Source organism: Amycolatopsis speibonae (assembly GCF_042647925.1).
GTDB classification, from domain to species: domain Bacteria; phylum Actinomycetota; class Actinomycetes; order Mycobacteriales; family Pseudonocardiaceae; genus Amycolatopsis; species Amycolatopsis speibonae.
Window position 1 is genome coordinate 115578 of record NZ_JBHRWK010000038.1, and the last position, 22910, is coordinate 138487.

Annotated in this window: 25 protein-coding genes; 12 read left to right on the forward strand and 13 right to left on the reverse strand. The window is 65.6% G+C overall.

Translation table 11 applies throughout. The annotated features are described in order from the left end of the window. The first annotated feature begins 133 nt into the window (after positions 1–133). Positions 134–1561 (forward strand): LuxR C-terminal-related transcriptional regulator, encoded by a 1428-nt coding sequence (locus ACFOSH_RS24685; RefSeq protein WP_378241415.1) that lies wholly within the window; start codon positions 134–136, stop codon positions 1559–1561. Between the two features lie 337 nt (positions 1562–1898). On the opposite strand, the gene ACFOSH_RS24690 is transcribed toward ACFOSH_RS24685, so the two are convergent. From ACFOSH_RS24690 to phoU, 6 genes are all read right to left on the reverse strand, one after another. Further along, positions 1899–2309 (reverse strand): DUF6221 family protein, encoded by a 411-nt coding sequence (locus tag ACFOSH_RS24690; RefSeq protein WP_378241416.1) that lies wholly within the window; start codon positions 2307–2309, stop codon positions 1899–1901. After that, positions 2302–2760: a PaaI family thioesterase gene (locus tag ACFOSH_RS24695; protein ID WP_378241417.1), complete on the reverse strand. Its 459-nt coding sequence runs from the start codon at positions 2758–2760 to the stop codon at positions 2302–2304. The genes ACFOSH_RS24690 and ACFOSH_RS24695 overlap by 8 nt, the downstream gene beginning before the upstream one ends. A gap of 13 nt (positions 2761–2773) precedes the next feature. Then, complete coding sequence (locus ACFOSH_RS24700; protein ID WP_378241418.1) at positions 2774–3613, reverse strand: cytochrome P450; 840 nt, start codon at positions 3611–3613, stop codon at positions 2774–2776. Then, positions 3591–3953 carry a hypothetical protein gene (locus ACFOSH_RS24705; RefSeq protein WP_378241419.1) on the reverse strand — a complete coding sequence of 121 codons (363 nt, stop codon included), beginning with the start codon at positions 3951–3953 and terminating at the stop codon, positions 3591–3593. Before ACFOSH_RS24705 ends, ACFOSH_RS24700 begins: the two co-directional genes overlap by 23 nt. A 404-nt stretch (positions 3954–4357) precedes the next feature. After that, positions 4358–4789 carry a hypothetical protein gene (locus ACFOSH_RS24710; RefSeq protein ID WP_378241420.1) on the reverse strand — a complete coding sequence of 144 codons (432 nt, stop codon included), beginning with the start codon at positions 4787–4789 and terminating at the stop codon, positions 4358–4360. Positions 4790–4935: 146 nt separating this feature from the next. Continuing rightward, complete coding sequence (phoU, locus tag ACFOSH_RS24715) at positions 4936–5589, reverse strand: phosphate signaling complex protein PhoU (protein ID WP_378241421.1); 654 nt, start codon at positions 5587–5589, stop codon at positions 4936–4938. 631 nt (positions 5590–6220) lie between these two features. Between phoU and ACFOSH_RS24720 the strand changes: the two genes are divergently transcribed. Next, entirely contained in the window at positions 6221–8227 is a 2007-nt protein-coding gene (locus ACFOSH_RS24720) for a tetratricopeptide repeat protein (RefSeq protein ID WP_378241422.1), read from the forward strand. On the opposite strand, the gene ACFOSH_RS24725 is transcribed toward ACFOSH_RS24720, so the two are convergent. The 3 genes from ACFOSH_RS24725 to ACFOSH_RS24735 form a co-directional block, all read right to left on the reverse strand. Further along, positions 8184–9692, reverse strand: a complete 1509-nt coding sequence (locus tag ACFOSH_RS24725) for a hypothetical protein (protein ID WP_378241423.1) — start codon at positions 9690–9692, stop codon at positions 8184–8186. The two genes, ACFOSH_RS24720 and ACFOSH_RS24725, sit on opposite strands and share 44 nt — an antisense overlap. Positions 9693–10268: 576 nt before the next feature. Then, positions 10269–10685: an ATP-binding protein gene (locus ACFOSH_RS24730; RefSeq protein ID WP_378241424.1), complete on the reverse strand. Its 417-nt coding sequence runs from the start codon at positions 10683–10685 to the stop codon at positions 10269–10271. A gap of 323 nt (positions 10686–11008) precedes the next feature. Continuing rightward, positions 11009–11236, reverse strand: coding sequence for a hypothetical protein (locus ACFOSH_RS24735; protein WP_378241425.1), 228 nt, complete (start codon positions 11234–11236; stop codon positions 11009–11011). 169 nt (positions 11237–11405) lie between these two features. Between ACFOSH_RS24735 and ACFOSH_RS24740 the strand changes: the two genes are divergently transcribed. Then, positions 11406–11594 carry a DUF6292 family protein gene (locus ACFOSH_RS24740; RefSeq protein WP_378241502.1) on the forward strand — a complete coding sequence of 63 codons (189 nt, stop codon included), beginning with the start codon at positions 11406–11408 and terminating at the stop codon, positions 11592–11594. Positions 11595–11671: 77 nt separating this feature from the next. Here ACFOSH_RS24740 and ACFOSH_RS24745 read toward each other — a convergent pair whose 3' ends face one another. Beyond that, positions 11672–12811, reverse strand: a complete 1140-nt coding sequence (locus ACFOSH_RS24745; protein WP_378241426.1) for a serine protease — start codon at positions 12809–12811, stop codon at positions 11672–11674. 573 nt (positions 12812–13384) lie between these two features. Between ACFOSH_RS24745 and ACFOSH_RS24750 the strand changes: the two genes are divergently transcribed. Next, complete coding sequence (locus tag ACFOSH_RS24750; RefSeq protein WP_378241427.1) at positions 13385–13693, forward strand: hypothetical protein; 309 nt, start codon at positions 13385–13387, stop codon at positions 13691–13693. Positions 13694–13733: 40 nt separating this feature from the next. Here the strand turns inward: ACFOSH_RS24750 and ACFOSH_RS24755 are convergent, their stop codons facing one another. Continuing rightward, positions 13734–13946 (reverse strand): WhiB family transcriptional regulator, encoded by a 213-nt coding sequence (locus tag ACFOSH_RS24755; RefSeq protein ID WP_378241428.1) that lies wholly within the window; start codon positions 13944–13946, stop codon positions 13734–13736. A gap of 515 nt (positions 13947–14461) precedes the next feature. On the opposite strand from ACFOSH_RS24755, the gene ACFOSH_RS24760 reads away from it, so the two are divergent. From ACFOSH_RS24760 to ACFOSH_RS24795, 8 genes are all read left to right on the forward strand, one after another. Continuing rightward, a complete protein-coding gene (locus ACFOSH_RS24760) occupies positions 14462–14746 on the forward strand; it encodes a PaaI family thioesterase (RefSeq protein ID WP_378241429.1) in 285 nt (94 codons plus the stop codon). A 59-nt stretch (positions 14747–14805) separates the two neighbouring features. Then, complete coding sequence (locus ACFOSH_RS24765; protein WP_378241430.1) at positions 14806–15147, forward strand: DUF6221 family protein; 342 nt, start codon at positions 14806–14808, stop codon at positions 15145–15147. 196 nt (positions 15148–15343) lie between these two features. After that, on the forward strand, positions 15344–15805 hold the full coding sequence (locus ACFOSH_RS24770; protein ID WP_378241431.1) for a carboxymuconolactone decarboxylase family protein: 462 nt from the start codon (positions 15344–15346) through the stop codon (positions 15803–15805). A 4-nt stretch (positions 15806–15809) separates the two neighbouring features. Then, complete coding sequence (locus ACFOSH_RS24775; RefSeq protein ID WP_378241432.1) at positions 15810–16577, forward strand: thioesterase II family protein; 768 nt, start codon at positions 15810–15812, stop codon at positions 16575–16577. Then, on the forward strand, positions 16574–17752 hold the full coding sequence (locus tag ACFOSH_RS24780; RefSeq protein ID WP_378241433.1) for a cytochrome P450: 1179 nt from the start codon (positions 16574–16576) through the stop codon (positions 17750–17752). The genes ACFOSH_RS24775 and ACFOSH_RS24780 overlap by 4 nt, the downstream gene beginning before the upstream one ends. Next, complete coding sequence (locus ACFOSH_RS24785) at positions 17749–17997, forward strand: phosphopantetheine-binding protein (protein ID WP_378241434.1); 249 nt, start codon at positions 17749–17751, stop codon at positions 17995–17997. Before ACFOSH_RS24780 ends, ACFOSH_RS24785 begins: the two co-directional genes overlap by 4 nt. After that, positions 17994–19562, forward strand: coding sequence for an amino acid adenylation domain-containing protein (locus ACFOSH_RS24790; protein ID WP_378241435.1), 1569 nt, complete (start codon positions 17994–17996; stop codon positions 19560–19562). Before ACFOSH_RS24785 ends, ACFOSH_RS24790 begins: the two co-directional genes overlap by 4 nt. A 224-nt stretch (positions 19563–19786) precedes the next feature. Further along, on the forward strand, positions 19787–20458 hold the full coding sequence (locus ACFOSH_RS24795) for a DUF6537 domain-containing protein (protein WP_378241436.1): 672 nt from the start codon (positions 19787–19789) through the stop codon (positions 20456–20458). Between the two features lie 610 nt (positions 20459–21068). Here the strand turns inward: ACFOSH_RS24795 and ACFOSH_RS24800 are convergent. Both ACFOSH_RS24800 and ACFOSH_RS24805 read right to left on the reverse strand, forming a co-directional pair. Further along, complete coding sequence (locus ACFOSH_RS24800; protein ID WP_378241437.1) at positions 21069–21914, reverse strand: ABC transporter permease; 846 nt, start codon at positions 21912–21914, stop codon at positions 21069–21071. After that, the gene (locus tag ACFOSH_RS24805) at positions 21914–22855 is read right to left on the reverse strand and encodes an ABC transporter ATP-binding protein (protein WP_378241438.1); all 942 of its coding nucleotides are present in this window, start codon (positions 22853–22855) and stop codon (positions 21914–21916) included. Before ACFOSH_RS24805 ends, ACFOSH_RS24800 begins: the two co-directional genes overlap by 1 nt. Between the last annotated feature and the right edge of the window lie 55 nt (positions 22856–22910).

Genomic DNA, 22910 nt, shown 5'->3' on the forward strand with positions numbered 1-22910 from the left:
ACTCGCCGAGGGGAGAGCTGCATGTCCGCCGAGCCGACATCCACGCCTCGCAGGCTGGGGGTGCTGGTCGGTGTCCTTGCGGTCATCGGTCCTGCAGCCGTCATCTCGATCCTCGAACCGTGGTGGGAGTGGTATGACTGAACCGGGTAACGAGGACGACGCAGAGGCGATTCTCAGCTATCTGGACGAGGCCCGATCTGAGCGGGCTCGGTTCTGCGCCATGGGGCGCTTCAGCGAGGCTGACGAGGCCGTCCTGAGGGCCTTGCGTCACGTTCTGTCGGTTGCGTCGCCCAATATCACCGGGCCTGATCTCGGCAATCTGGTCTACGTCGCGGGCAGACCTCGGCCTGGGGCGCCCCGGACACTGTATGTGCCCAGGCAGCCGGTTCCTGCCAAACGTCTGACTGCGACGTGTGCGTTGATGCTGGTCAATCGGGGTTGTGAGCCGAAGACCGCGGTCGACATGGCGGACGGGGCCCTGTTTTCGTACAAGTGGGATGACATGGGCACGTTCTGGTACGCCGTGACCACGATGGTGTACGCGGGCGAGGCGGACCTCGCACGAGCTCACCTTGAACGTGCCGTCGCGCACTCCGGCTGGCTCGCCTCGCCCGTGCCCTATTCTCTGCTTACCGTGCTGCGTGGGCGAGCCGCAGCACTGCGTGGAGAGCCGGCGGCTGCCCGCCAACTGTTCGAAAGCGTCCTCGAACGTGGTGCCGTTCCCCAATTCGCCGAGGTGACGGTTGCCTGGGCGGTGGCGGCTTTGGTCGATCTCGGTGACATCGACAGCGCGAGTACCTTGCTGCGCGTTCATCGTTTCGACCGGAACTTGGACAACGTCGTGGATCGTGCCGAAGTGTTCGCGGCGCGAGGCGGCCTGTATCAGGCTCTAGGTCGCTCACAGTTGGCGTACGAGGACTACCTCGCGTGTGGGCGTGAACTCACTGGTTTGGGGGTCACAAATCCTGCGGTGATCGCGTGGCGGTCGCAGGCGGCACTGTGCGCCGCCGCGATGGGGCGGCTGACTCTCGCTTTTTCACTGGCGCAGGAAGAACTTGTCCAGGCGCGACGCTGGGGAGTTCCTCAGACGGTCGGAACGGCTCTCCGCGCGGTTGCCCACTTGGCCGAGGAAGGCCGTGACGTGGAGTTGCTGAGGGAGGCGATCGGCCTACTGAGGAAAAACCAAAGCGGGGCGAAGAGTGTGCTGATGCGCGCCCAGTACGAGCTTGGGGTCAAGCTGAGTTTTCGGGGACAGAGTGAAGAGGGGCGGGCGGCGCTTCGGGAATCCCTGGACACGGCGATTTCGATAGGCAGCAAGGTTTGGGCGGACCGAGTCGATGACGCGATAAGGAGGTGGGCGGTCGCCAGTGCCGTCGAGAAACTCACTGTGCGGGAAGCCAAAGTCGCGAACCTGGCGAAAGCAGGGTCCGGCAACAAAGAGATCGCAGCCCACCTGAAGTTGGCCAACAGCACGGTCGAATTTCATCTCTCGAATGTCTATCGCAAGCTGGGGATCTCCGGTCGAGACGAGTTGCGCTCGATCATGGTTCCCCTTCTGTAGCGAGAGGGAACCATGGTGCGCCATCGAAGCAGATCGGCGTTGGCCGATGGCGACGTTGTCGAAGCCCTCGTCGGTATCGAGCCCTCATAGCGGACCGCTTCCTGACCAAGAACCGCCGTAGGTCTTCAGACCGACCACTTCCGATCCCTGGCCACGATCACGGCCGCGGTCACCAAGGCGATTTTCGACATCGGATCCGGTGGGGATTCGTCATTGCTCGCCGCCTCGGACGCCCTGCTGCCAGGCGGACTGCAGAAGGTCAGTGATCACTGGGTGTTCGGAGCCGGGCGGCGATGGCTCTCGGAGGTACCTGATCGGCACGGTGCTCTCCGTCTGATCAGATCAGATCGCCGGCCTCCGGGGCGAGCTTGTCCGTTCGGGCACGGCGTGGACTGGGGACGACGCCACCGTAGTCGAGCGCCACGCGCCACTCATCGCGATAGCCAGGTTGCCCGGCGTACGGTAGAGCCAGGAGCGGAACGTGACGGCATGGCCATATCTCAGGGCCGACATCGGTACGGCATACCGCGCACGCCAGGTGGTACTCCGGCTCGTCGTCCATATCCCAGGTGACCGCGAAGTGGCCCGGCCGGTGGCCGTGGAGCAGGTGACGCTTGGCGGCGATCTCGGCCAGCAGGCGGCGCTGATCCCATCGGGGGCGGACGCCGTTGTTCGTGTTCTCCGGCCCACCTGAGTCCCGCTCGTCGCTGGCGTACTGGTTGTTGAGGAACGTGATCAGGTCATCCATGGCCGGGCTCCTGGCGTGCTGGTCGCGACATCATGGTGGCCATCGCGAGGGCTACCAGGGTCGGCTCCTGGTCGGCGGTCACCGCGTGCAGATGAGCGGTGCACACGGTCAGCGTGCGTCCCGGTCGGGGCACGGTGCCGGTGGCACGCAGGAGCTGTCCGGGCCCCACCCCCGACATGAAGTTGATCTTCATCTCGACGGCGACGAGGTCGCGATCAGGTGTCAACGTGGTGATCGAGGCCAGGCCGCACGCCGCGTCCGCAAGCCCGCTCAGGATGCCGGGATGGGTGAGGCCATGGTGCTGGCAGAGATCAGACCGATACTCGATCTCGAGGTTCGCTTTCCCTGGCGCCAGGGCGGCCAGTCGCGCGCCGACGGTGTGCAGGAAGGTCATCCCGGTGAAGACCGTGGTCGCCTTCTCCGCGACCTTTGGATCCAACTCGTCGACCATTGCGGACTCCCGCTCAGCGCTCGAAATGGATCGGCAAGGTGGTAAGGCCACGCATCACTTGGGAGGGCCGCCAGCACAGATGCTCGGGCGAGACAGCCAGCCGAGGATTCCGCATGCGCTGCAGCAGCACGTCGAACGCGATCTCTGACTCAAGCCGGGCGAGCGCCGCGCCAATGCAGAAATGCGGTCCGCGACCGAAGGACAAATGTTCGTTGGGAGTCCGTGTCACGTCGAGTTCCGAGGCGGCGGCGAACCGCGTCTGATCGCGGTTGGCCGAGCCGATCGCCAGACTCACGATCTCGCCGCGAGGGATGACCGTGCCGTGCAGCGGGAGGTCCTCGACGGCCACACGGAACGTGGCCTTGCGGGCCGGCGAGTCGTACCGGAGGAGCTCTTCCACGACAGTGGGCAATGCCGCCGGGGTGTCGAGCACACACCGCAGTTGGCCCGGATGGCGGAGCAGCGCCAGCATGCCGTTGCCGATGAGGTTCATGGTGGTGTCGTGGCCGACGGTCAGCAGTAGGTACGCCGTGCTGATCAGCTCCTGCTCGGACAGCTGGTCGCCCCGGTCGCGGACCGCAACGAGTGCGCTGAGGAGATCACCCTCGTCGGTGGTGCTGACGCCGTCCTGTCGTTTGTACCGCACGAGGGCGGTCAGGTAAGTATGGAGCTCAGCGATGTCACCCGCGCCCGTTCCGGCGTAGCTGGGTTGCAGGGTCGCCGCCGCGAGTTCACGGAAACGTTCTGTCCGCAGGTGTTGCGGAACGCCCAGAATCGTGCAAATCGTGGCGAAGGTGAGCGGGAAGGCGAACGAGGCGAGCAGGTCGACCTCACCGTGCGCGGGAAACGCCATCGACCAGCTGCTCGGCTCGCCGCCTGATCATCGGGGCCAGCGCGGCCACCTTGCGTGGCGAGAAGGCCCGGTTCGCCAGTCGGCGCAGCCTGGTGTGTTCGGGCGGGTCGGTGTGCAGCAAATGACGGTGCAGGCCGGCAGGCCCGTCTGCATAGGCGGGCACCGCCTGCCCGAGCGAGGCGGCGGCAAGCTCGGGGCGTTTGCTCAACCGGCTGTCGGTGAGCAGGTCGCGTACGTCCGCGTAACGGGTGATGTGCCGGACTCGCAGTCCGTTCGGTTTTGTCTCCTCATATACGGGCTCGTTCTCCCGCAGCCACGAGAAAATAGGGATATGGATCACGGCGCCGATCCCGTGACAGTTGTTCCGGCGGCGAACTCGGTCGCATTGCGGCCTCAATCCCGTGAGCTGGAGAAGTCCCGGTTGGCCGCAGGGGTGTTGCGACGTCGAAATGGCACGAACGCAGCTCACAGTATCCGGCAAGATCCTGTCCTCCTGTCAACAAATCTAAACCAATAGCCATGTTTCCGAGCCGGCCGCTTTTGAAGGTCCAGGTCAACTTTGACAAGATCTACATCGGGATCCCTGGCCCAATCCAGCCTCGGCCGATGTTTCGCATGTTCGGAAGCAACTTCGCCGAGGTTTCGATGAAGATCAAGGATCTTGATCGGGGGCCTGCGTCTGCAGCGCCAGGACGAGGTGGGGTCGGCGGGATCATCCGGACTGAAGAAGGGGTCTACGAAGCACTATCCGAACCGGACAACGACAAGCGATGCGAGGAGCTCGTTCAGGTAGCCACCGTGACCCTCCAAGCGGGTCAAGGCAGTCCGAAGTCGACAGAGTGGCAAAACTGGCAGTCTGACGTCCCGCTGAGGGGTCCCGATGACTGACCCGTACAACCTGTCGAGGATGTTGGTACAGCGGGACCTCAAAGAGTCCACCAGGTACTGGTGGACCGGTTCGGCCATGAAGATCTCCCGGACTGTGTCGCTGCCGAGCTCCTCGCACCCAAGCTGGCACTCGTCGATCGCCGGCACCAGCCACGGCATAGTGGTCCCGCACGGCGCGCGGGTGATCTTGCCTTCCGGGACCTCGGACTCAGGCATCGTCTTGAACCGGTTGTAGCGATTCAGAACCTCGGTCTCCAGCTTGATTAGCAGCGCCCGGAGTCGCAGCAACGTGGCCGGATCACGACATCGCCCGGGAATGGCTCTGGCTGCCGCGGCTGGTGTTCCCGGCGGTAACGATCGTGTGGGCCGACAATGCGTACTCCTGCGAGCTGGTGTCCTGGGCCAACGACTACGGTCTCGTCGCTACGGTCTCCTCAGCGGCCGTTGTCGGGGAGTGCGCCGGTGTGGGCGAATTCGAGTCGTTTGGCCACGGAGACGGCTTGGTCGGCGAAGCGTTCATAGAAGCGGGTGGCCAGTGCGAGCGTGGCGGCGGGGCGCGGGCCGTGGGGCCAGCGGTCACCGGTGATGGTCGCGAGGACCTGGGCATGCAGGGCGTCGACGGTCTGGTCGGTATCGGCCAGTTCGGCGAACCCGTCGTTGGACGTGGCGCGAATCAGCTCAGCGACCCGGCAGGCCATCTGCGCGGCGATCGCGCCCAGTTCGCTGAACACCGGTTTCAGCTCCGCCGGGACGGCATGCTCGGGATGGCTGTAACGGGCGGTGTCGGCGACATGAGCGGCGAGGTCGCCCATCCGTTCGATCTTCTCCGCGCAGTAGATCACGGCCAGCACGGTGCGAAGGTCGGTGGCCACCGGAGCCTGCAACGCCAGTAGCGAGTAGGCCTCGCTCTCACACCGGCCCCGCTGCGCGTCGAGTTCTGCGTCCGCGCTCAGCACCTGCTCGGCCAGGTCGAGATCGGCGGTCAGCAGGGCCTGGGTGGCTTGCCGCATCGCCTCGGCCGCCTGGGCACACATGTCCGCCAGTATGGCGCCCAGCTGGGCCAGCTCGTCATGGAACGTCTCACGCATGATCGAACAGCCTACCCGTCGGCGCGACAACGCCCTGCACATGGAAGCCCACCCATCGCCACGGCGACAACCCCAGACGGCATGCCACCGTGCCTGTACCGGCGGGTAATCGTCCACCTGGTTCTCGCGTGGGGGTGAACCGGCGCAAAGCCGTGTCCGTCCACACAGGACTTGACGTTCGAGCACCTGCGCACCTACACCCTGGCTGCCAGTCGGAGACGAGAAGCCTACCTTCGCCGACGACGAGGCACTGATCACCGCCCGCGCCGCCTGACGCTGGAACCAGACCACCGTTTGAGTGGTCCTCGTCGACAGCGAGAGCTCAGGCTAACTCGGCCGAGGTTCTGGTTGACCCGCGCGAGTCGGTCGCAGTTACGTTGACTTGTCGATGTCATCCTTTAGCGTGGTGCGCGGTGTTCCGACGTCGCGCGCGGTGCGAGTGCCATTTCGGTGGCGGTCCTCATGGCAGCCTGCGCCGAGGACGCCCGGCGAGATGGAGTTCGAGTGCGCGATCGCGGATCGGGTGACGCCCCATGACATGGTTTCGGAAGCACGCCTTTGGCAGTTGATCACGATAGGGTCGTGCCGTCGGTGTCTGCATAGTGGTCGGCTGTTGGGTGGGGAGAGCTGTATGGTCGTGCCGCAGGAAGTTCCGCTGGGGCCGCGCGATTTCGTGAACCGGGAGGCGGATATCGCGCGGATGGATCAGTTCTGGGCTTCCCGTTCGTCGGGAGTGCCTCAGCTCGGTGTCTGCACGGGCCTGCCGGGGGTGGGGAAGACCGCGTTCATCCGTCGCTGTGTCCAGCGGTTTCGTGATGGCGGCGTGTTCTCCGGTGGCGATTTGCATGTCGAGTTCGCATCGGTCGATGGGATCGCTCCCTCGGTCGCGGACGCCCTTGCCTCCTGTTTGCTTGCGCTGGGTGTCGCGAAGGACGTGATGCCTTCGACTGTGGCAGGGCGCGCGAACCATTTGCGGAGTATCACGGCGGAGAAGCCGGTGTTGATCGTCCTTGAGGACGTTACCGATGCCGCGCAAGTGCTCCCCTTCGTGCCGAACGGCGCGGACAGCGCCGTTCTGGTGACGAGCAGTGCTCAGCTGAGTGATCTGCTGGCCGACGGCGCCGAGGCGATTCGGCTCGAACCGCTTGACGATGTCAGTGGGGCGCACCTGGTGGTCACCTTGGTCGGGGCACGGGCAGCGGCTGAGCCAGAGGCGGTTGGGCGGCTGGTTCAGCTGTGTTCGGGCCTGCCTGTGGCGTTGAAGGTGGCGGCATCGCGGCTACTGGCTCGTCCCAGCCTGCGTGTGGGTGATCTGGTCGCTCAGATCGAGAGTGGCCGCTCGGGATTCGCGGTCGGCGGCAAAGACAAGGTCTCGGCCGTTTTCGCCGTGGCGTATGACGCGTTGGATTCGGTGTCCGCCCGGGTATATCGGTTGCTCGGGTTGTTCGCAGGTCGTGATCTGGCGCTGGACACTGTGGCGAGGCTTGTCGAGGTCGGCGGGGAAGCGTTGAGCTCCGCGGTGGAGACCTTGATCGAGTCCGGATTGCTGAACGAGGATTCAGGCAATCGGCTCTCGCTGCACGCCATGGTGCGGCGGCATGCCCGGCAACTGGCTTTCACCAAGGACGGCGCTGACGGATGCGAGGCCGCGGTGCGGCGAGTGGTCACCCATCTGGTGGCCACCGCGGCATTCGCGGACCTTGCCCTGTTGGGGCCCCGGCGCTACCGGGTCGACCCGGATACGGTGACTGGCGGGCGAAAGCCGCCCTTCCTCGGTGATACCGCGAAAGGAGAGGCACTGGCGTGGCTTGATCGTGAACGGGCGAATCTGCTGGCGGTACAACGTGCCGCCGCGGAGTCCGGCATGCACGACGAGTCGTGGAGATTGGCCGAAGCCCTGTCTGCCTTGTACGTCACCCGCCGTTATTTGGTCGATTGGACCGAGTCGAGCGATCTTGGAGCGGTGTCTGCCCGGATCGCCGGAAACGTGCGAGCCGAGGCCCGCCTGCGCAGCTTCGTGTCCCGCGCTTGGACCGACTTGGGTGACCTTGACCGGGCGGGCGAAGAGCTCGACCGAGCGCTGCCCTTGGCGGAAGGAACGAGTGACACGCGGTTGCTGGCCTCGGTATGGGAGATGCTGGGCAGGTTCCGCGACCACACCGACCCCGGTAGTGCGGTGGAGGCGTATCAGCGTGCGATTGCCTTGTTCGCGCAGGAATCCGACACCCGCGGTGTTGCGTTCACCTCCTTCTTCCTCGGAAGCTCGCACCACAGCGCTGGCCGGCTCGACCAGGCGGAGAGCATCTTGCGTAACGCGTTGGAGCAGGTTCGCGAGGTCGGCGATGCACGCATGCTCGGAAGGTGCCTTACCGAGCTTGGGACCGTTCTGCGAGCCAGGGGACGAACGGAGGAGGCGCATCAGGTACTGGACGAGGCGATCGCGATCCTGCATCGTGACGACCAGCCGTACTACGAGGCGACGGCGCGGGAGAGCCTCCTCCCCGTCGTTGAGGCCGATGACGATCGAACGCGATCGTGTTTGCAGGCCTTGACCGACATTCACCAGCGCCTCGGTAGCGGGCGGGCCGACGAGTTCAGGGAGCTGCTTCGCCGACTGCAAAATTCCACGTCAGAGTGACAGAGGTCGATTCCGAACCCACGCACACAAGCACCTGGCGATCACGAAGGTCACCTGAAAGCCAACAGCAATAGACGACGGAGGCTGCACCAAACACCCACCGGTGGCTGTCGGCCATGCCGATCTGGACGACGACGCCGCCGCGCACCACGGCGAGACCTCCACGTGCGGTCGCGGTGATCGCGACGCGGGCACCCGGATGGGATGCCAAAGCGGAGGTCACCCACTGGTGCGCTTCGGACACATCGAGCGGCCGGTCTCTCACGATCGCGGCAGCTCGTTCGAGGATCTTCACGTCGCGTTCGGTCTCGTCAGCGACTACGTGGGTAGCCCTGCCGTTCCGGTCCGGACGGACGGCCGCCGGGTACCTGGTCAGGGACAGGGCGCCATCCTCGACTCCAACCGTGTCCACCACATACGAGGTAACAGCGCGGAGGTCGGGTTCCGGGAGTGGGAACCTGTGCAATGACAAGGCATCCGATGGGGGTGTGAGTGAGAGCCGCCGGTAGATCAGGTTCCGCAGGTTGGTGTCGGCCTCGGACGTATGGGCGAACACGCGATCGGTGACGTGATGGAACCGGCCGGGCCGGTGAACGCTCCTGCAGTGATCCAGTTGCTCTCGGAGCGGTGTGTTCCGATCGAGTTCCGACGTCTCGCTCAACAGTTCGTCGGGAGGGGTGCCCACGACGATCTCCGCGGAAGCGCCAGTGTGGAGGATCGGCTTGTCGAGGGCAGCCGCGAACAAGCCGAGTGAACCATGATCGGTGATCACCTGATCCGCGGCGATCAGAGCGGCTTGCCATCCGGAATCCGGCGGTAGCAGCAGCAGACCGGCATCCAGTGCGGACGAGAACCACCACAAGATCTGGGCGGGACCGTAAAAGGACCACACGTTCGGGTGGACCGCAAGACACACCTGGTACAAGTCGGCCGGAAGCTCCGCCATCAACCGCGATGGCAGGGATTGCCACTTGCCCAGCAGCGAATCCCGTCTCCAGGTCGAGGTCAGCACGACCAGTGTCCGGCCTTTGGTCCCGAACGCCTCCCGATAGCGGTCTCGCAAACCCAGGCTTGCGAGCAACCGCGCCAGCGTTGGATCGCCGACGATTTCCGTTCGCCCTTCGCTGGCCGGACAGGCTGTCGACAGCTGCTGCCGTTGCTCTGGGTGGGAGAGAACCACGGTCGCCTTGTCGGCACGCAGAACCCACTCTGGAGGAAGCCCGGCCAACCGCGTACCGCCACCGTTGCTGTCAGGCACGAACTTGTTGAACCCAAGCCCATGTGGAAGAACGACGGTATGTTTCGTGACGTCCTGGAAATCGATGTTCTCACTCGCGGACAGGACCAGATCGTAGGCGACCTGGTTCGTTTGGACGTCCTGCCAAGAGACCAGCCGAACCCCGGCCTGCCGAAGTACGTCCTCGACTCCGCCGCTGAACGCCGATGTGTCGTTGACCGTGAACAACAGCTTGACGCGAAAGTCGTCGCGGAACAGCGCCCACGCCTCGAGCAGGCGATACGCCGAGGTCAGTGTCCGGGCGACAACAAGAACTGTGTGGTCACACCGGAACGTTCCCCAAGGCTCCCGGCTCCCGGCTCCCGGCTCCCGGCTCCCGGCTCCCGGCTCCCGGCTCCCGGCTCCCGGCTCCCGGCTCCCGGCTCCCGGCTCCCGGCTCCCGGCATTGTCTGATTGTAGCATCATGATTACCCAGAGTATCTGGCGGTCTGGGTAATTCTCCGTTCTGATCGCTGTCGGTCATCAGGAGCATAGCTATCGGCGAGCTGGCCTTGGGGCGATGCAGGAGTGATCTCGACCCCAACCGGTGATGTCGGAGACCTTCGAGCCTGTGACGAACCAGCGAAACCGGAATAGTCCCGCCTTCGCTCTCGACGTCGGCCTTCTCGGCTCTTTGATGGTTGTCTGTCAATGGTCAGTTTCTCTCCCCGTAGACGGCCAAGTATTTCCCGGCCTGGGTGGAACTCATCTCACTGCAACGGCCTCACCTCCTGTCCTGAGGTAGCCTGCGCGAGACGGAAGCTGTCACCTTTGGGTAACAACAACATGTGCGTGATGCAGGAGCCGATCGACTGTCGCGGTAGCCAAAGTTTCGGCATGGATCTCGTCGCACCCTGACGGATGCAGATTCGAGCTCACCGCGAGCGCGCGGCGCTCGTATGCGGCATCTACCAACCGGTAGAAACCGTCGGCCGCATCAGGATTGACCGGCAACAGCCCGATGTCATCAATAATGATCAAATCGGTGCGGATCAGCCGAGCCAGAGCCCGGGTGATGGAGTCGTCGACCCGATGCCGACGCACGAGCGCGCCGAGATCCTCGATGGTGAACCAGGCGACAGGCAGCCCGGCTTCGATCGCGGCCTGCCCGAGCGCCTCGCAGAAGTGTGACTTGCCGGTCCCGGGCGGTCCGCAGATGCAGAGATTTTCCTTGTTCCGCACCCATTCCAGGGTTTCAGCGAGTCCTGGGTGGGCCGCGCGATGGAAGACACCTGCTCGTCCCAGTCGCCGAAGGTCTTGCCCGCTGGGAACGCGGCACGTTTGCGCCGCGTCCGCAGGTTCGCCGCGTCCCGGCGTTGCGTCTTCGCGGTCGGGATCAGGTCGGTCAACACGCGCCGCAGGTGCGGCAGTTTCGTCAACGCGACAGCTTCGGCGAGAGGGGCACCGGCGGGGTTGGTATCGGTGAGCACCAGGTCGGCCTTCGCGATGCGGACCGTCGCGTCCGACCCGCCCTTGGTCTGCCCTTGGATGGCGGATCTCAACGATCAGAACGTCTCATGGTCGGTTGCAAGCCCGAGCATCGCGAGCAGCGTGGCCCGGTCGGCATCGTCGCGTACCAGGCGGCACACGGTGCGAACGGCTCGGGCGCGGGTGTCGAGATCAAGCTGTCGCGTCCTGCTCTCTGTGCCGGTAGGCAGGGTGTAGTCAGGTGGGCGGCGAGGTCGAAGCGTGGTGTGCTTGCCCGTTTCCCATGAGGGTGAATCGGTGGTCATCCGCGGTGTCCTTTCGGCAAGTTGTCGACGTTGCTCAACTCCGGCACATACGTGACGCCCTGAATGTCACCGGCGGGAATGGTGTCGGCTTACGATCTGTCCTCTTCGCCGGGCACCGAAAGGTAATGGGCCCGGGTGGCGGGCCAGTACATCGCGATCTGGACCATGGATACTCAGCCACCGAGTATGTCCCTGTCACGCAAAGGATACCGACGTTTCCGGCGAGGATGTCGCGCTCGTGTGGGATGAGAAGCCCGGTTGGGCCGTCGCGCTGGAGATCAACTCCGGGTTCGAACTGGTCACCGTGCGCTATCTCGCGGGCGACGTCCTGGCTGCCCCCGGCGTCGTGGGGAGGTGATCACACACGCCCGCCCCACGACGCCTATCCCCACCGTGGACCACACCCGTCCCGATCGGGTGTGGTCCCAGTAGGCGCTATCGGGTGGCGCGGCTCCCGGTCCCGTTCTGCTCGGTACCGATCAGGCCGGCGATGCGGACACCGAGGAGGTGTTCGACCAGCGGCATCGGGTTGAGCACGGCGACCTGGGGTGAGGTCGCGAACAACAGCCCGACCGCGCGGCGCGCCGGGTCGGTGGCGACGGCACCGGAGTCCCCGCCCGGGGACAAAGCTCCCGGGGTGATGATCTGCTTGGCGAACCGGGCTATCCGGCCGTTGGGGTAGTTGACCTCGATGGTGGCGTGGAGGCCCAGAATCGGGGCGGTGGTGTAGTCGCCGGCTCGTCCGCTCTTGCGCAGGATGTCCCCGATCTGCGGGGTCGGGTTGCTCTCGGAGACCTCGCCGATCCAATGGATACCCCGTTCCAGTTGGTAGAACCGGCCTTCGGCGATCGCGGCGTCGACCAGGTTGACTGGCGCCCATCCATCATGGGCCGCCGTGCGACGGTGGAATTTGAGTGGCACGAACCGGGCCAGCCGGGCGACCGCATCCATGGGGTGGTGGCCGCCGTCGGCAGGGGCGGGCTGCACGATCAGGTCCCCGATCGCGGCGTCGTTACAGCGGGCGAGCACGTGGTTATTGGACAGCACGTAGAACCGGCGTGCCGCACCGGTGTTCCGCTCCGACGGCTGGGGCATGTCCTGGCAGCAGATCCCGGGCGCGCCCGCCGCGTGGGCGCGGGTGGCCGAGTTCAGCGCCGCGACCTGCTCGGCGTGCGGTAGCGTCGACATCACTGCTCGCAACGCCGCTGCGGCCGGGTCGTGCTCGCGGCCGCTGAGGTGGTCGCGTTCCTCTCCGTAACTTTCCACCCAGTCTCGCGCCCGCGGAGGTGTCGGTACAGCCCCTGCCCCCGCCTGCACGAGCCCGACCTCTATCACATCCGTGGGCGTCGCCCCGATCTTCGCGGGCACGATCTCGTCCCGCTGCAACAGATCCGGAGACATTTTCATGTCCACCAAAACCTGCACGCACGGTGTGCCGGTGTCTCTGCCCTCGGTGTGCTTGTGCCCGAGAGCCACACCCACCACATTCGGCAACGCGAGCAGCTTGTCTTCATGCTCGGCCTGTGCGGGGGCCAGCTTCCGCAGATCGGCGGGAATCAACAAATCGGTGACCATCAACGGTTCCTGCTTCCTTGACGGGGAAAACTCACCGGAGCTGGCGCACTCCGAATCCGTAGCATTCCGGGATTCTCGTCAGGAAATCCACACCCGGAAAACCGGTGCACTCGAACGATGTTGATCTTCACGCGAAAGAATATCGGTTTTTCGGGCAGGCGTGAACTGGCCCCGCCGCATGGCGGCCTGGCCGGAGGGGCTTGCCCGTTCGGCGGATCGTGGCCAAGACTCACATCGTCTGTCGAAAATCCTCACCCTGCCCCAATTCGCAGCGCGGGGCGCGGGCTCGTGAGGTCCACAACGGACGTTCACGGCGTCCGATGTGGACACCCGGCTGGGAAACAGGTGGGTGGAATGGCCCCGTCCGGGGGACTGGTCTTGCTGTCAAGGTGGAGCCGTCATCACGATGTGTCGTGTGGCAGCTCGCCGCGGCGCGTGACAGGAGTTCCGATGACTCGCTCCACTGCAGGTGAACGGTGGTTCTTCCTGGACATCAGCACTGGTGACGCAGACTGTGCGGGCACCGTCGGTGACGTCCACCTACGACTGTGCGACGCGCGGGGCGTGTGCACGGTGGAGCAGGTGCTCTGTCAGGCCAGTCATGACCACTTCGAGCGAGGCCGCACCGAGCGACACTTCGTCCGCGTTCCGCCGGAGTTCGCCGAACCCGATCACGTCCTGATACGGCTCGCGACCGGCGGCCGCTGGCTACTCCACGACGTTCGGGTCAGCACCCCGGACAACCGCGGAAGCTATGCCAGCGGACCCACTGATGTGTGGCTGACCAGCGACACTGATGGCACCGGTGACGAAGTATCCCTTCGTCTCACGCCCGACCAGCAGCACAACACCACCGCAACGCCACAGCACTCGCGCATCTGAGGTTCCCCCTGATCGCCGGGCACCGCCAACATGATCATCTTCAATGCCGGACAACAGATCCCGGGAGGCGTTCGCGCTCGGTCATGCCGCCCCGCATACCGAACTCGATGCGGTCGTCCAACCCTTCGACCGGATACTCCGTGTGCACCGGGCAGGTACTGCGCACCGCCACCTTGACCGCCCGCTGCTCCGCTCGGCGACGAACAGCCGGTTCGGGTCGTGACTGCGGCAGGTCGCCGCGTGCCGCCGGCACTTGTCGATTGTGGCCCTCTCCTTCACGGCTTCGCCCACGTCACCGGCGAACAGATGGCGACATCTCAGTGCGGCCCACGAACCCCGCCTGTGTGGCGCTTGTCGGCCTGGGTTTCGCGGTACCGGCGCATCTCGTCCTTGAAGTTGAAACGACACCGGGTGGCCTGCCTTCGGGAAGGGACATCCCGTGCGGCGTACCTGGGCCCTGAACAGACCCGTTTCCCGGACAAGACAGATCTTTGCCCTTCTCATGGATCGTGTCGCCCGATTGATCGAGTCCAGGCCGGACGCGCCGGGAGAGAGTAAACCTTAGTCCAATTCCCTGGTGTGAGCGTTGACACGATCACGTGGGTACCTCGAAGGTCACTGACGGGACCAGGCTGCCGCAGGAGCCGACTTGTGACTCCTGCGGACATTCTGGGCCTCAGGAGCCTGCCGGAGCTTTTCCGACCCGCGAGAACAGGGTTGTGATGCGCGTAAGTTCGCCTTCGGACGTGACGTTGAGGGACCGGTATCGTGATCCGTATCGGTATTTTTCGGTTGGCCGCGATCACCGCGCAGGCCACGGACCGTGACGTCGTCGCCGTCGACCAGAAGATCAACTTTCTGTCCGGGGCAGGCCCCGGACAGGTCCTTCGCGCCACCGGCACCGTGTCCCGGGCAGGACGCACGCTGACCGTGCGCACGGCTCACCTGCACGCGGTGACCGCCGACCACGACGAACACCTGGTCGCGCTCGCGCTCGCCACCCTGATGGCCCGCAACAGTTCGCCGGCTGCTGAGGAGCACGACCGTGGATGATCTGATCGCGTTCCTCAACGATCAGTACGCCAAGGACGAGCGATACATACGTGCGCGCGATGAAGCACACGAACGACGGCGCCGGCTCTCGGTGGCACCCGCAGCGCTTGCTCGCCGAGATCGCCGCCAAACGCAGCCTCCTCCAAGGACACGGACCGGAACACTTTGCCGTCAACTGGGACATGGACGGCAACCCCGACTACCGCATCGCGTGCGGGGCGTGCGGCACAGACGTCGACCCCGAAAACTGGCCGTGCCGCCACGTCCGCTTACTCACCCTGCCCTACGACGGGCAACCCAACTATCGCGAGGAGTGGCGCCCGTCGGTCGATGCTCTGTGCATCGCGAGTATTGCAGCTCTTGCGCAGCGACCCTTCAGGACGAGTATGTCCATTCCGTGACCAGCGGTCTGATCGCGAAAGGCAAGCGCCGTGTCGAGCGAGTGTCTCGAAGAACCCGTCCCTGCCCGAACTCCGGATGCCCGTAGTGCCGGTACTGAAAGGCGGCCTGGACAGTTCCATGGTGACCGGCGAACGATTGTCACGCAATGCGGCGGTCCGCTGACACGGATGCCAAGTACAAATAGTGGGAGGCCTCATGGAGGACTCGGCGCAGCGACGTCTTGTCCGCGGACGCTCTATTTTCGACCGTGTCGATCCGACTGGCGGCGACGCGCTGTTATCGCAGCTGAGCGAGGTGGCACCGGACTTCGCGGAATTGGTCCTGGGATTCGTTTACGGCGACATCTACGATCGCTCGACGCTGCCGTTGCGGGAACGTCAACTGATCAGGCTGGCGGTCCTGGCAGCTCTCGACCCCGGCCCAACCACACTGCGTGCCAACATCGGTGCCGCCGTCCACATCGGCATCCCAGCCGAGCACATCGCCGAGGTGTTCATCCAGTGCCTGCCCTACATCGGCTTTCCCCGAGTGATTAACGCCCTGACCGTCGCCCAGCAGTTTCTCGCCGACACCGATTCGCCAGGCGACGGCGCATCCGAAACCCCCGAAGCAGACCGACCTCGCCCCAAGCCGACCACGACCACCGGAAAGGGATGACAGGATGATGCAAAGAATCAGCCGGAGCATCTTCCGACTTGACACGACTCCAGCCGATCCTGCCGCCCGTATCATCTGTTTCCCCTACGCCGGTGGCGCGGCGCAGCTTTTCCGGAGTTGGCCCGAGGCCCTGGCACCGGCGGAGGTTCTGGCCATCACCTTGCCCGGCCGTGGCGTGCGTCTCCGAGAACCTCTGGACAGTGATCTGCGGTCGATCGCGCACTCGGTGAGTGATGATCTCGAGGGTTTCCTCGACCGGCCGTACGTGCTGTTCGGGCACAGCATGGGCGGGCTCGTCGCGTACGAGTGCGCGCTCGAGTTGGCCCGGCGTGGTCTGCCTGGACCGCTGATGCTGGGGGTGGCATCCACTCCGGCTCCGCATTTGGTGGTTGCGGAAGCCGACGGCCCGGAATCGGATGAGCAGTTGGTCGACCGCATCCTGCGGCTGGGCATGGATTCTGGACGGCTCGTGGAGCACCCCGAGGCAGTGGCGGCTCTCCTGCCGGGAATCCGGGCCGACTTCCAGGCATTCGACACCTACCACTGTGGACAGGAGCCACCCCTGGACATCCCGATCTCCGCGTGGGCCGGCGACCAGGACACCGTGGTTTCCCCCGGAAATGTCGCCGCATGGCGGGCGTACACGACGAGAGAGTTCACGCTTACCGGCGTGCCCGCGGGCCATTCCTATATCGAGGAGCAGCGAGACCTGATCCTCCCGCCGATCCTGAATCTCCTGACATCCTCGCTACCCGAAGGAGCGCTGCAGTGAGTCATCTGATCGACTTCTCGGACCCGGAATTCATGGCCGCCCCCTGGCCCGCCTACCGGGAGCTGCGGCAGACACAGCCGGTGCACTGGGCACCGGGAGCAAAAGCCTTCATGGTGCTGCGCCATGATGACGTGACACGGCTGCTCGCCGACCAGCGGCTCACCACGGACTTCCCGCTCCGGGCCATCCGGCAGCTGTTCGGCCCCACCATGCTCGACACCGAAGGACAGGAGCACCGATCCCTGCGCCGGGCGTTCGCCACATTCCTCGGCGCCCGGGCAATGACGGACTTCGGCAGGGCACTGGTCATCGACACGGTCGAGGAGGTCTTGGGACGGCTGGACGGCACGACCACGGTCGATTTCACCGAGCAAGTCGCCGGCCCGATCCCCTTCGGAGTCGCCACCCGCCTGCTGGGACTGCCCAACGACGACGGCCCCAGGCTGCACCAGCTGGTCCAACCACTGATCCACGCTATGGACTACCCGCCCGGACCCCTCGACATCGCGCAAGCGGCACGGGCGGAACTCACCGACTACCTGCTCGACGTGCACATCCGCCCCCGGTTCCCGTCCGGACACTCCACCCTGCTTGGGTCCATGGTGGACAATGGCCTGGAGCGAACCGATCCGGAGTTCATCAGTACCGCGCTGTTCTTCCTGCTCGCGATCACGGGCACCAGCATCGCCGGTCTCGGCACCACCGTCGCGGCGATCCTGTCCCAGCAGCCGCCTGCCCCGTGGCCAGACAGTGGGATGACGTCCGCGATGATCACCGAAAGCCTCCGCTGGGAACCCCCCGTCCATCACGTACTCAGATACGCCACCGAGGACTTGGAGGTGCGCGGCGTGCGGATCGGCAGGCGTATGCCGGTAATGCTGGCGCTGGGCTCGGCCAACCGGGACGAACAGGCGTTCGAGCAACCGGATCGGTGGTGGCCAGACAGGCCCGGCGGACGTTCGGTCACCTTCGGCGCCGGGCCGCACAACTGCTTGGGACTGTCCCTGGTCACCGCCGAGCTCATCGTACTGCTGGATCGGATGAATGCTCACTTCGCCGACATCCGGCTGGACGAACAGCCGGTATGGACGCGCAGCATGGGCTTCCGAGGACCCGAGCGCATGACGGTCACCTGGACTTCTCTGCCCCATCCCTCCAAGGCAGGTGTCCGGTGAGCCCGGCCCCCGCGGACACGATTGCGGAGCTGAAGACCTGGCTGGCCGACCGTGCTCCCGAGATCGACGACGACACCGACCTCAACGATGTCCTCGAAGACTCTCTAGCCTTCATCGAACTGCTCGTCCGGGTCGAGACGCTGCGCGGAATCCCGATCGACTCCGCCCTGATCGACCTGGAGAACTTTCGGACGCTCACCCGCATCCGCGACAACTTCTTCAGTGTCGAGAGTGAGCGGACATGACCGACGACCACAGCCCGCAGGGCGCCGGATACCCACATGATTGGGATCCGGTTCTGGTTGGCAGGTTCATCATGCGGCACGCCACCCGAGTTCCGCAGGCGACCGCGATCGTCGCGCACGGACGCGGCCACACCTATGCCGAACTGGCCGCTGCGGCCGAGTCCTACGGCACTGTTCTGCGCGATGCCGGACTCCAGCACGGCGACACCGTCGCGGTGTGCATGGAACCCGGTTTCGAGTCCGTCAGCGTGCTGCTCGCCTGTAGTGAGGCCGGTTACGTCTTCGTGCCGTTGAATGCCGACCAACCCGTATCCCGGATCGCGGACATCTGCCACCGGATCGATGCCCGGATGTTCGTCGTCGGCCCGGGATCCAGCCTTTCCGCGGTCGACGCCCGGGAATTGGCCAGCCGGTCCGCGATGGCGCAGGAGGATACGTTGACTCTGCACGGACCGCCGATGGCCGGTCAGCGTACCGGGCGGCTGGTACTGGAAAGCGACGTCGCCTATGTCATCTTCACCTCCGGCTCCACCGGTGCGCCCAAGGGCGTCACCATGAGCCACCGCGCCGCTGTCGTGGCACTCCGCGCGATCACCCACGGCTGCGACGCCTACCCGCGCCTGGCCTCAGTAGCGCCGCTCGGCTTCGACTTCAGCATCCTGGACACCGTCGCCGCGCTCGGCACCGGCGGAACCGTCTTCTTCGTTCCCCGCCAGGTCACCATGCACCCCTTCCGGCTCCTCGAATACCTCCGCGATCACCGGATCCAGCAACTGCACTGCGTGCCAACCCTCATGCAAGTGCTCCTCACCCACTGCGGAACCCGGCTCGCCGAACTCACCGAACTGCGCCGGATCGTCACTGGTGGCGAGGAAATCCTCGTCCCCGTACTCGACCGACTCCGCAAGGTGCTGCCGGGCCTGGAGTTCACGATCATGTACGGCCAGACCGAGTCGATCTGCTGCACCTTCGGTCACGTGCCCAACCCCATCCCGGCCACCCAGCGCGCCATCCCGCTCGGCTCCGCCTACCCCGGCGCTGAGCTCCTGCTTCTGGACAACCACGGCGCCCGGATCACCGAGCCCGGCGTGACCGGCGAGCTGTACCTCCGCGCGGCCAGCCTGTTCAACGGCTACTGGCAGGACCCCGAAACCACCGCCCGAGCACTCGTCCCCGACCCGCAACGACCGCACTCCGGCGAACTCCTCCTACGCACCGGGGATCTCGCCGTACTCGGCCCGGACGGTCTGATCTTCGCCGGCCGCCGCGACCACCAGGTGCAGATCTACGGCAACCGCGTCGAACTCGGCGAAATCGAACGCTGCATCACCGCCATCCCCTTGGTACGCGAAGCACTCGTCACCGCCCACCAGGAAGGACCCGCACACCGGCTCATCGCCACCGTCGTCACCGATGACGAACTACGCGGCGACAGCACCCGAATCCGCGACCACTGCCGGACCCACCTACCCGCCTACATGGTTCCCGCCCAGATCCAGTTCGTGGACAACCTCTCATACCTGCCGTCCGGAAAGCTCGACAGAAACGCGGGAGACGCCGGCTAATCCTCGATCCACCGTGCTGTTCCCGCGCAATGCGTCCGAGATCGTCACTCTGGGTCTGCACGGTATTGCCATGTCTCGGGCGTCGGGCTGTCTCGTCGCACTGAAGATCGTCGCCGACGTCGCAGGCGGCGTATGGGTCGTGGACGACACCGTTTCCCGGATTCGGATCACCACTCCTCAAACCAGCTGGGAAGCAAGCGAAAGACCTCATCCCTCTGCCGGCCTTGGCCGGGTCCACCCTCGAAGGCGAGGTCCGGCGTCTCGTGGAGATTCGGGCTTCCGAGCTCGTGGGGTTCCAGGATGTGAAGACCGCCGAGAACTACATCCGGTTCGTCCAGCGAGTGTGGGACGCCGAGCGTGCGGTCACTTCAGAGACCCGCTTCAGCGAGGCAGTCGCGCGCTACCTGTACAAGCTCACGGCCTACAAAGACGAGTACGAAGTCGCCCGGCTCCTCACGGCTCCCGGTTTCGCCGAGGCAGCCACCGCTGAGGTCCCCGGTAGCGGTCGAGTGGCTTTCCAGCTCCACCCGCCCATGCTCCGCGCGCTGGGACGACAGAAGAAAATGGCATTCGGCCCCCGATCCCACCGGATGCTGCGCGTCTTGGCCACCTTGAAGAGGCTGCGCGGGACTCCGTTCGACGTATTCGGGTACACCCACGTCCGGCGGCTCGAGCGCGCCCTGGTTGCGCACTATCGCGAAGTCCTCACCGGCCTCGCCGAGAGCCTCTCTCCCCAGAGCTACCAGCGCGCCGTCCGTGTTGCGAGCCTGCCCGATCTCATACGCGGCTTCGAAGGCGTCAAGCTCGCCACTATCACCACCTACCGTGACTGCCTCGCGGCCGAAGGCATCGATGAAGGCCAGTTGGGCCGACTGCCTCGACGCCAAGACAGCTGACGGCGGCGCCGAACCACGTGGGCAGCTTGCGCTCCGGCCGATTTGTGCGGCGATCGGTGTCACGCTGGAAGGTCGTCAGGATGCTTGAGTTCTAGAAGTGGTCGCAACATCAGCTGTGAAAGATGTTGCAGTGACTGGATTTCGGCAAAATCACAGGACGTAGATCCTCTCGCCGGGCAGTGATTCCCGCACCCTGGGCCGAGAGCGACCCGGCAGTCAGTGTGTCCTAGCCGGCGGAGTCGCGATTGCGGCGTTTCGCCGGTGCGCCACGGTTGAGTAGTTGCTCGGCAAGGCGGTCGGCCGCAGTAAACCTCTTCGACCCGTTCAAGCCGTATCTGAACCAGCGCTGGGCCGAGGCGTCATCGACGCTGCGCAACTCGGCAATGAGATCTCCGCTCGGGGGTACGCGGGCAGCGAGCGGACCGTCCGCCGCTACCTGAGGCCGTGGCCGCGCACGGCGGAACCGTGCACTTTCAGGCGCCGCCCGACGGCCGGGGTGCCTGCGTACGGATCGAGCTGCCTGCCGCTTGGGTTCTCCTCCCGGAACCGCAGCGGATCCATCCTTGTCGGGGCGCACCGGCTTGCCCCGCGGGCGGGCGAGGGCGACGGCTCATGCGTCGCGCCGGTTGATCATCAGGATGGCCGCCCCGAGCACGACCACGACCCAGGCGGCGAGGACCGCGGCGCCGGCGCCCGCGTCGAGGGTGCTCTTCCCGGCGGCCGTCACAGTGGTGAACGACGCGGCGGCGGAACTGGGGAGGAACCGCAGGATGGTGTCCCAGCTGTCGGGGAGCAGTGCCCCGGCGATGCTCGGGAGGATCAGGATGCCGCCGATCACGGCGCCGATGCTGCCGGCGACGCTGCGCAGCAGGATGCCCAGGCCCAGTCCCAGCAAGGCGATCGCCGTGATGTATCCGGCCATGCCGAGGATCGAGCGCAGGACGCCGTTGTCGGTCAGCGACACGGTGGTGGCGTCGTTGGACGAGAGGATGTTCATGCCGACGCTGTAGGCGCCGAAGACACCGATCAGCGCGCCCGGGACGACGATGTAGGCAAGCGCGGCTGTCTTGGCGACGACGACCTGCCAGCGCCGGGGCACAGCCGCGACGGTGGCGGTGATCATCCGCGAGCCGTACTCGCGGGCGCCGGCGAGGCTGCCGAGAACGCCGATGAGAAGCACCGCGAAGGTGGAGCCGGTCAGCACGGTCGAAAGGGGCCCGCCGCCGAACCCGTTCGGCGGACCTCCGTTCGGCGGGGCTGTGATCGTGCCGGTGGACACTGCCGCGGCGATGGCCCCGAATCCGATCGTGATGACGATGACGGCGGCCAGGAAGACCCAGGTGCTGCGCAGGCTGCGGATCTTGATCCATTCCGAGCGGATCGCCCGGCCGAGGGTCTGGGGGTGCGTGGTGATCGTCTCGGTGGGACGAGGTGACGCTTCGATTGTGGTGGTCATCAGGCAGCCTTGTCGGTTTCGTCGGTTTGGTGCGGGACAGTCGCGGCGAACTCGACGCTGTCGCGGGTCAGTTCGAGGTAGGCGGACTCGAGCGAGGCCGTGACGGGGGTCAGCTCGTGGATCCGGAGTCCGTGTCCGGCCGCGATGTCGCCGATCGCGGGAGCGGTCTGGCCGCGGACTTCGAACCGGCCGGGTTCGCGGGTGGTCAGGGACACGCCGTCTCCGGCGAGCAGCGGCGCCAGCGTGCCGGCGTCGGGGGAGACCACGATGACCGCGCCGCCGCTGGAGGCCTCCTCGATGAAGTCCTGGATCGAGGTGTCAGCGAGGATGCGGCCCTGGCCGATGACCAGGAGATGGTCGGCGACGAGCTGCATCTCGCTCATCAGGTGGGAGGACAGCAGCACCGTGCGTCCCTCGCCGGCGAGTTGGTTGAGCAGGTCGCGGATCCACTGGACGCCGTCGACGTCGAGGCCGTTGACGGGTTCGTCCAGGAGCAGGACAGCGGGGTCGGCGAGCAGAGCGGCGGCGATGCCGAGGCGCTGTCCCATGCCGAGGGAGAACGACTTCGCCGCTTTGTTCGCCACCTCGCTCAGGCCGACCGAGGCGAGCACGTCGTCGACACGTCGCGCGCCGATGCCGACCGTCGCGCCGAGGGCGAGCAGGTGATTGCGGGCGCTTCGGCCGCCGTCGACCGCCTTGGCGTCGAGCAACGCGCCGACTTCGGCCAGCGGCGCGCGGGAGGAGACATAGGAGTGTCCGTTGACCAGCGCGGTTCCGGAGGCGGGCCGGTCGAGGCCGACGATCAGGCGCATCGTCGTGGACTTGCCGGCCCCGTTCGGGCCGAGGAAGCCGGTGACGACACCCGGCCGGATGTTCGCGGTGATGCCGTCCACGGCGCGCTTGTCGCCGTAGGTTTTGGTGAGTCCTTGCAGCTCGATCATGTCGTCAACGGTCCTGGATCCGCGACGCGTCCGCGTCGTCCGGTTGCGGAAACTT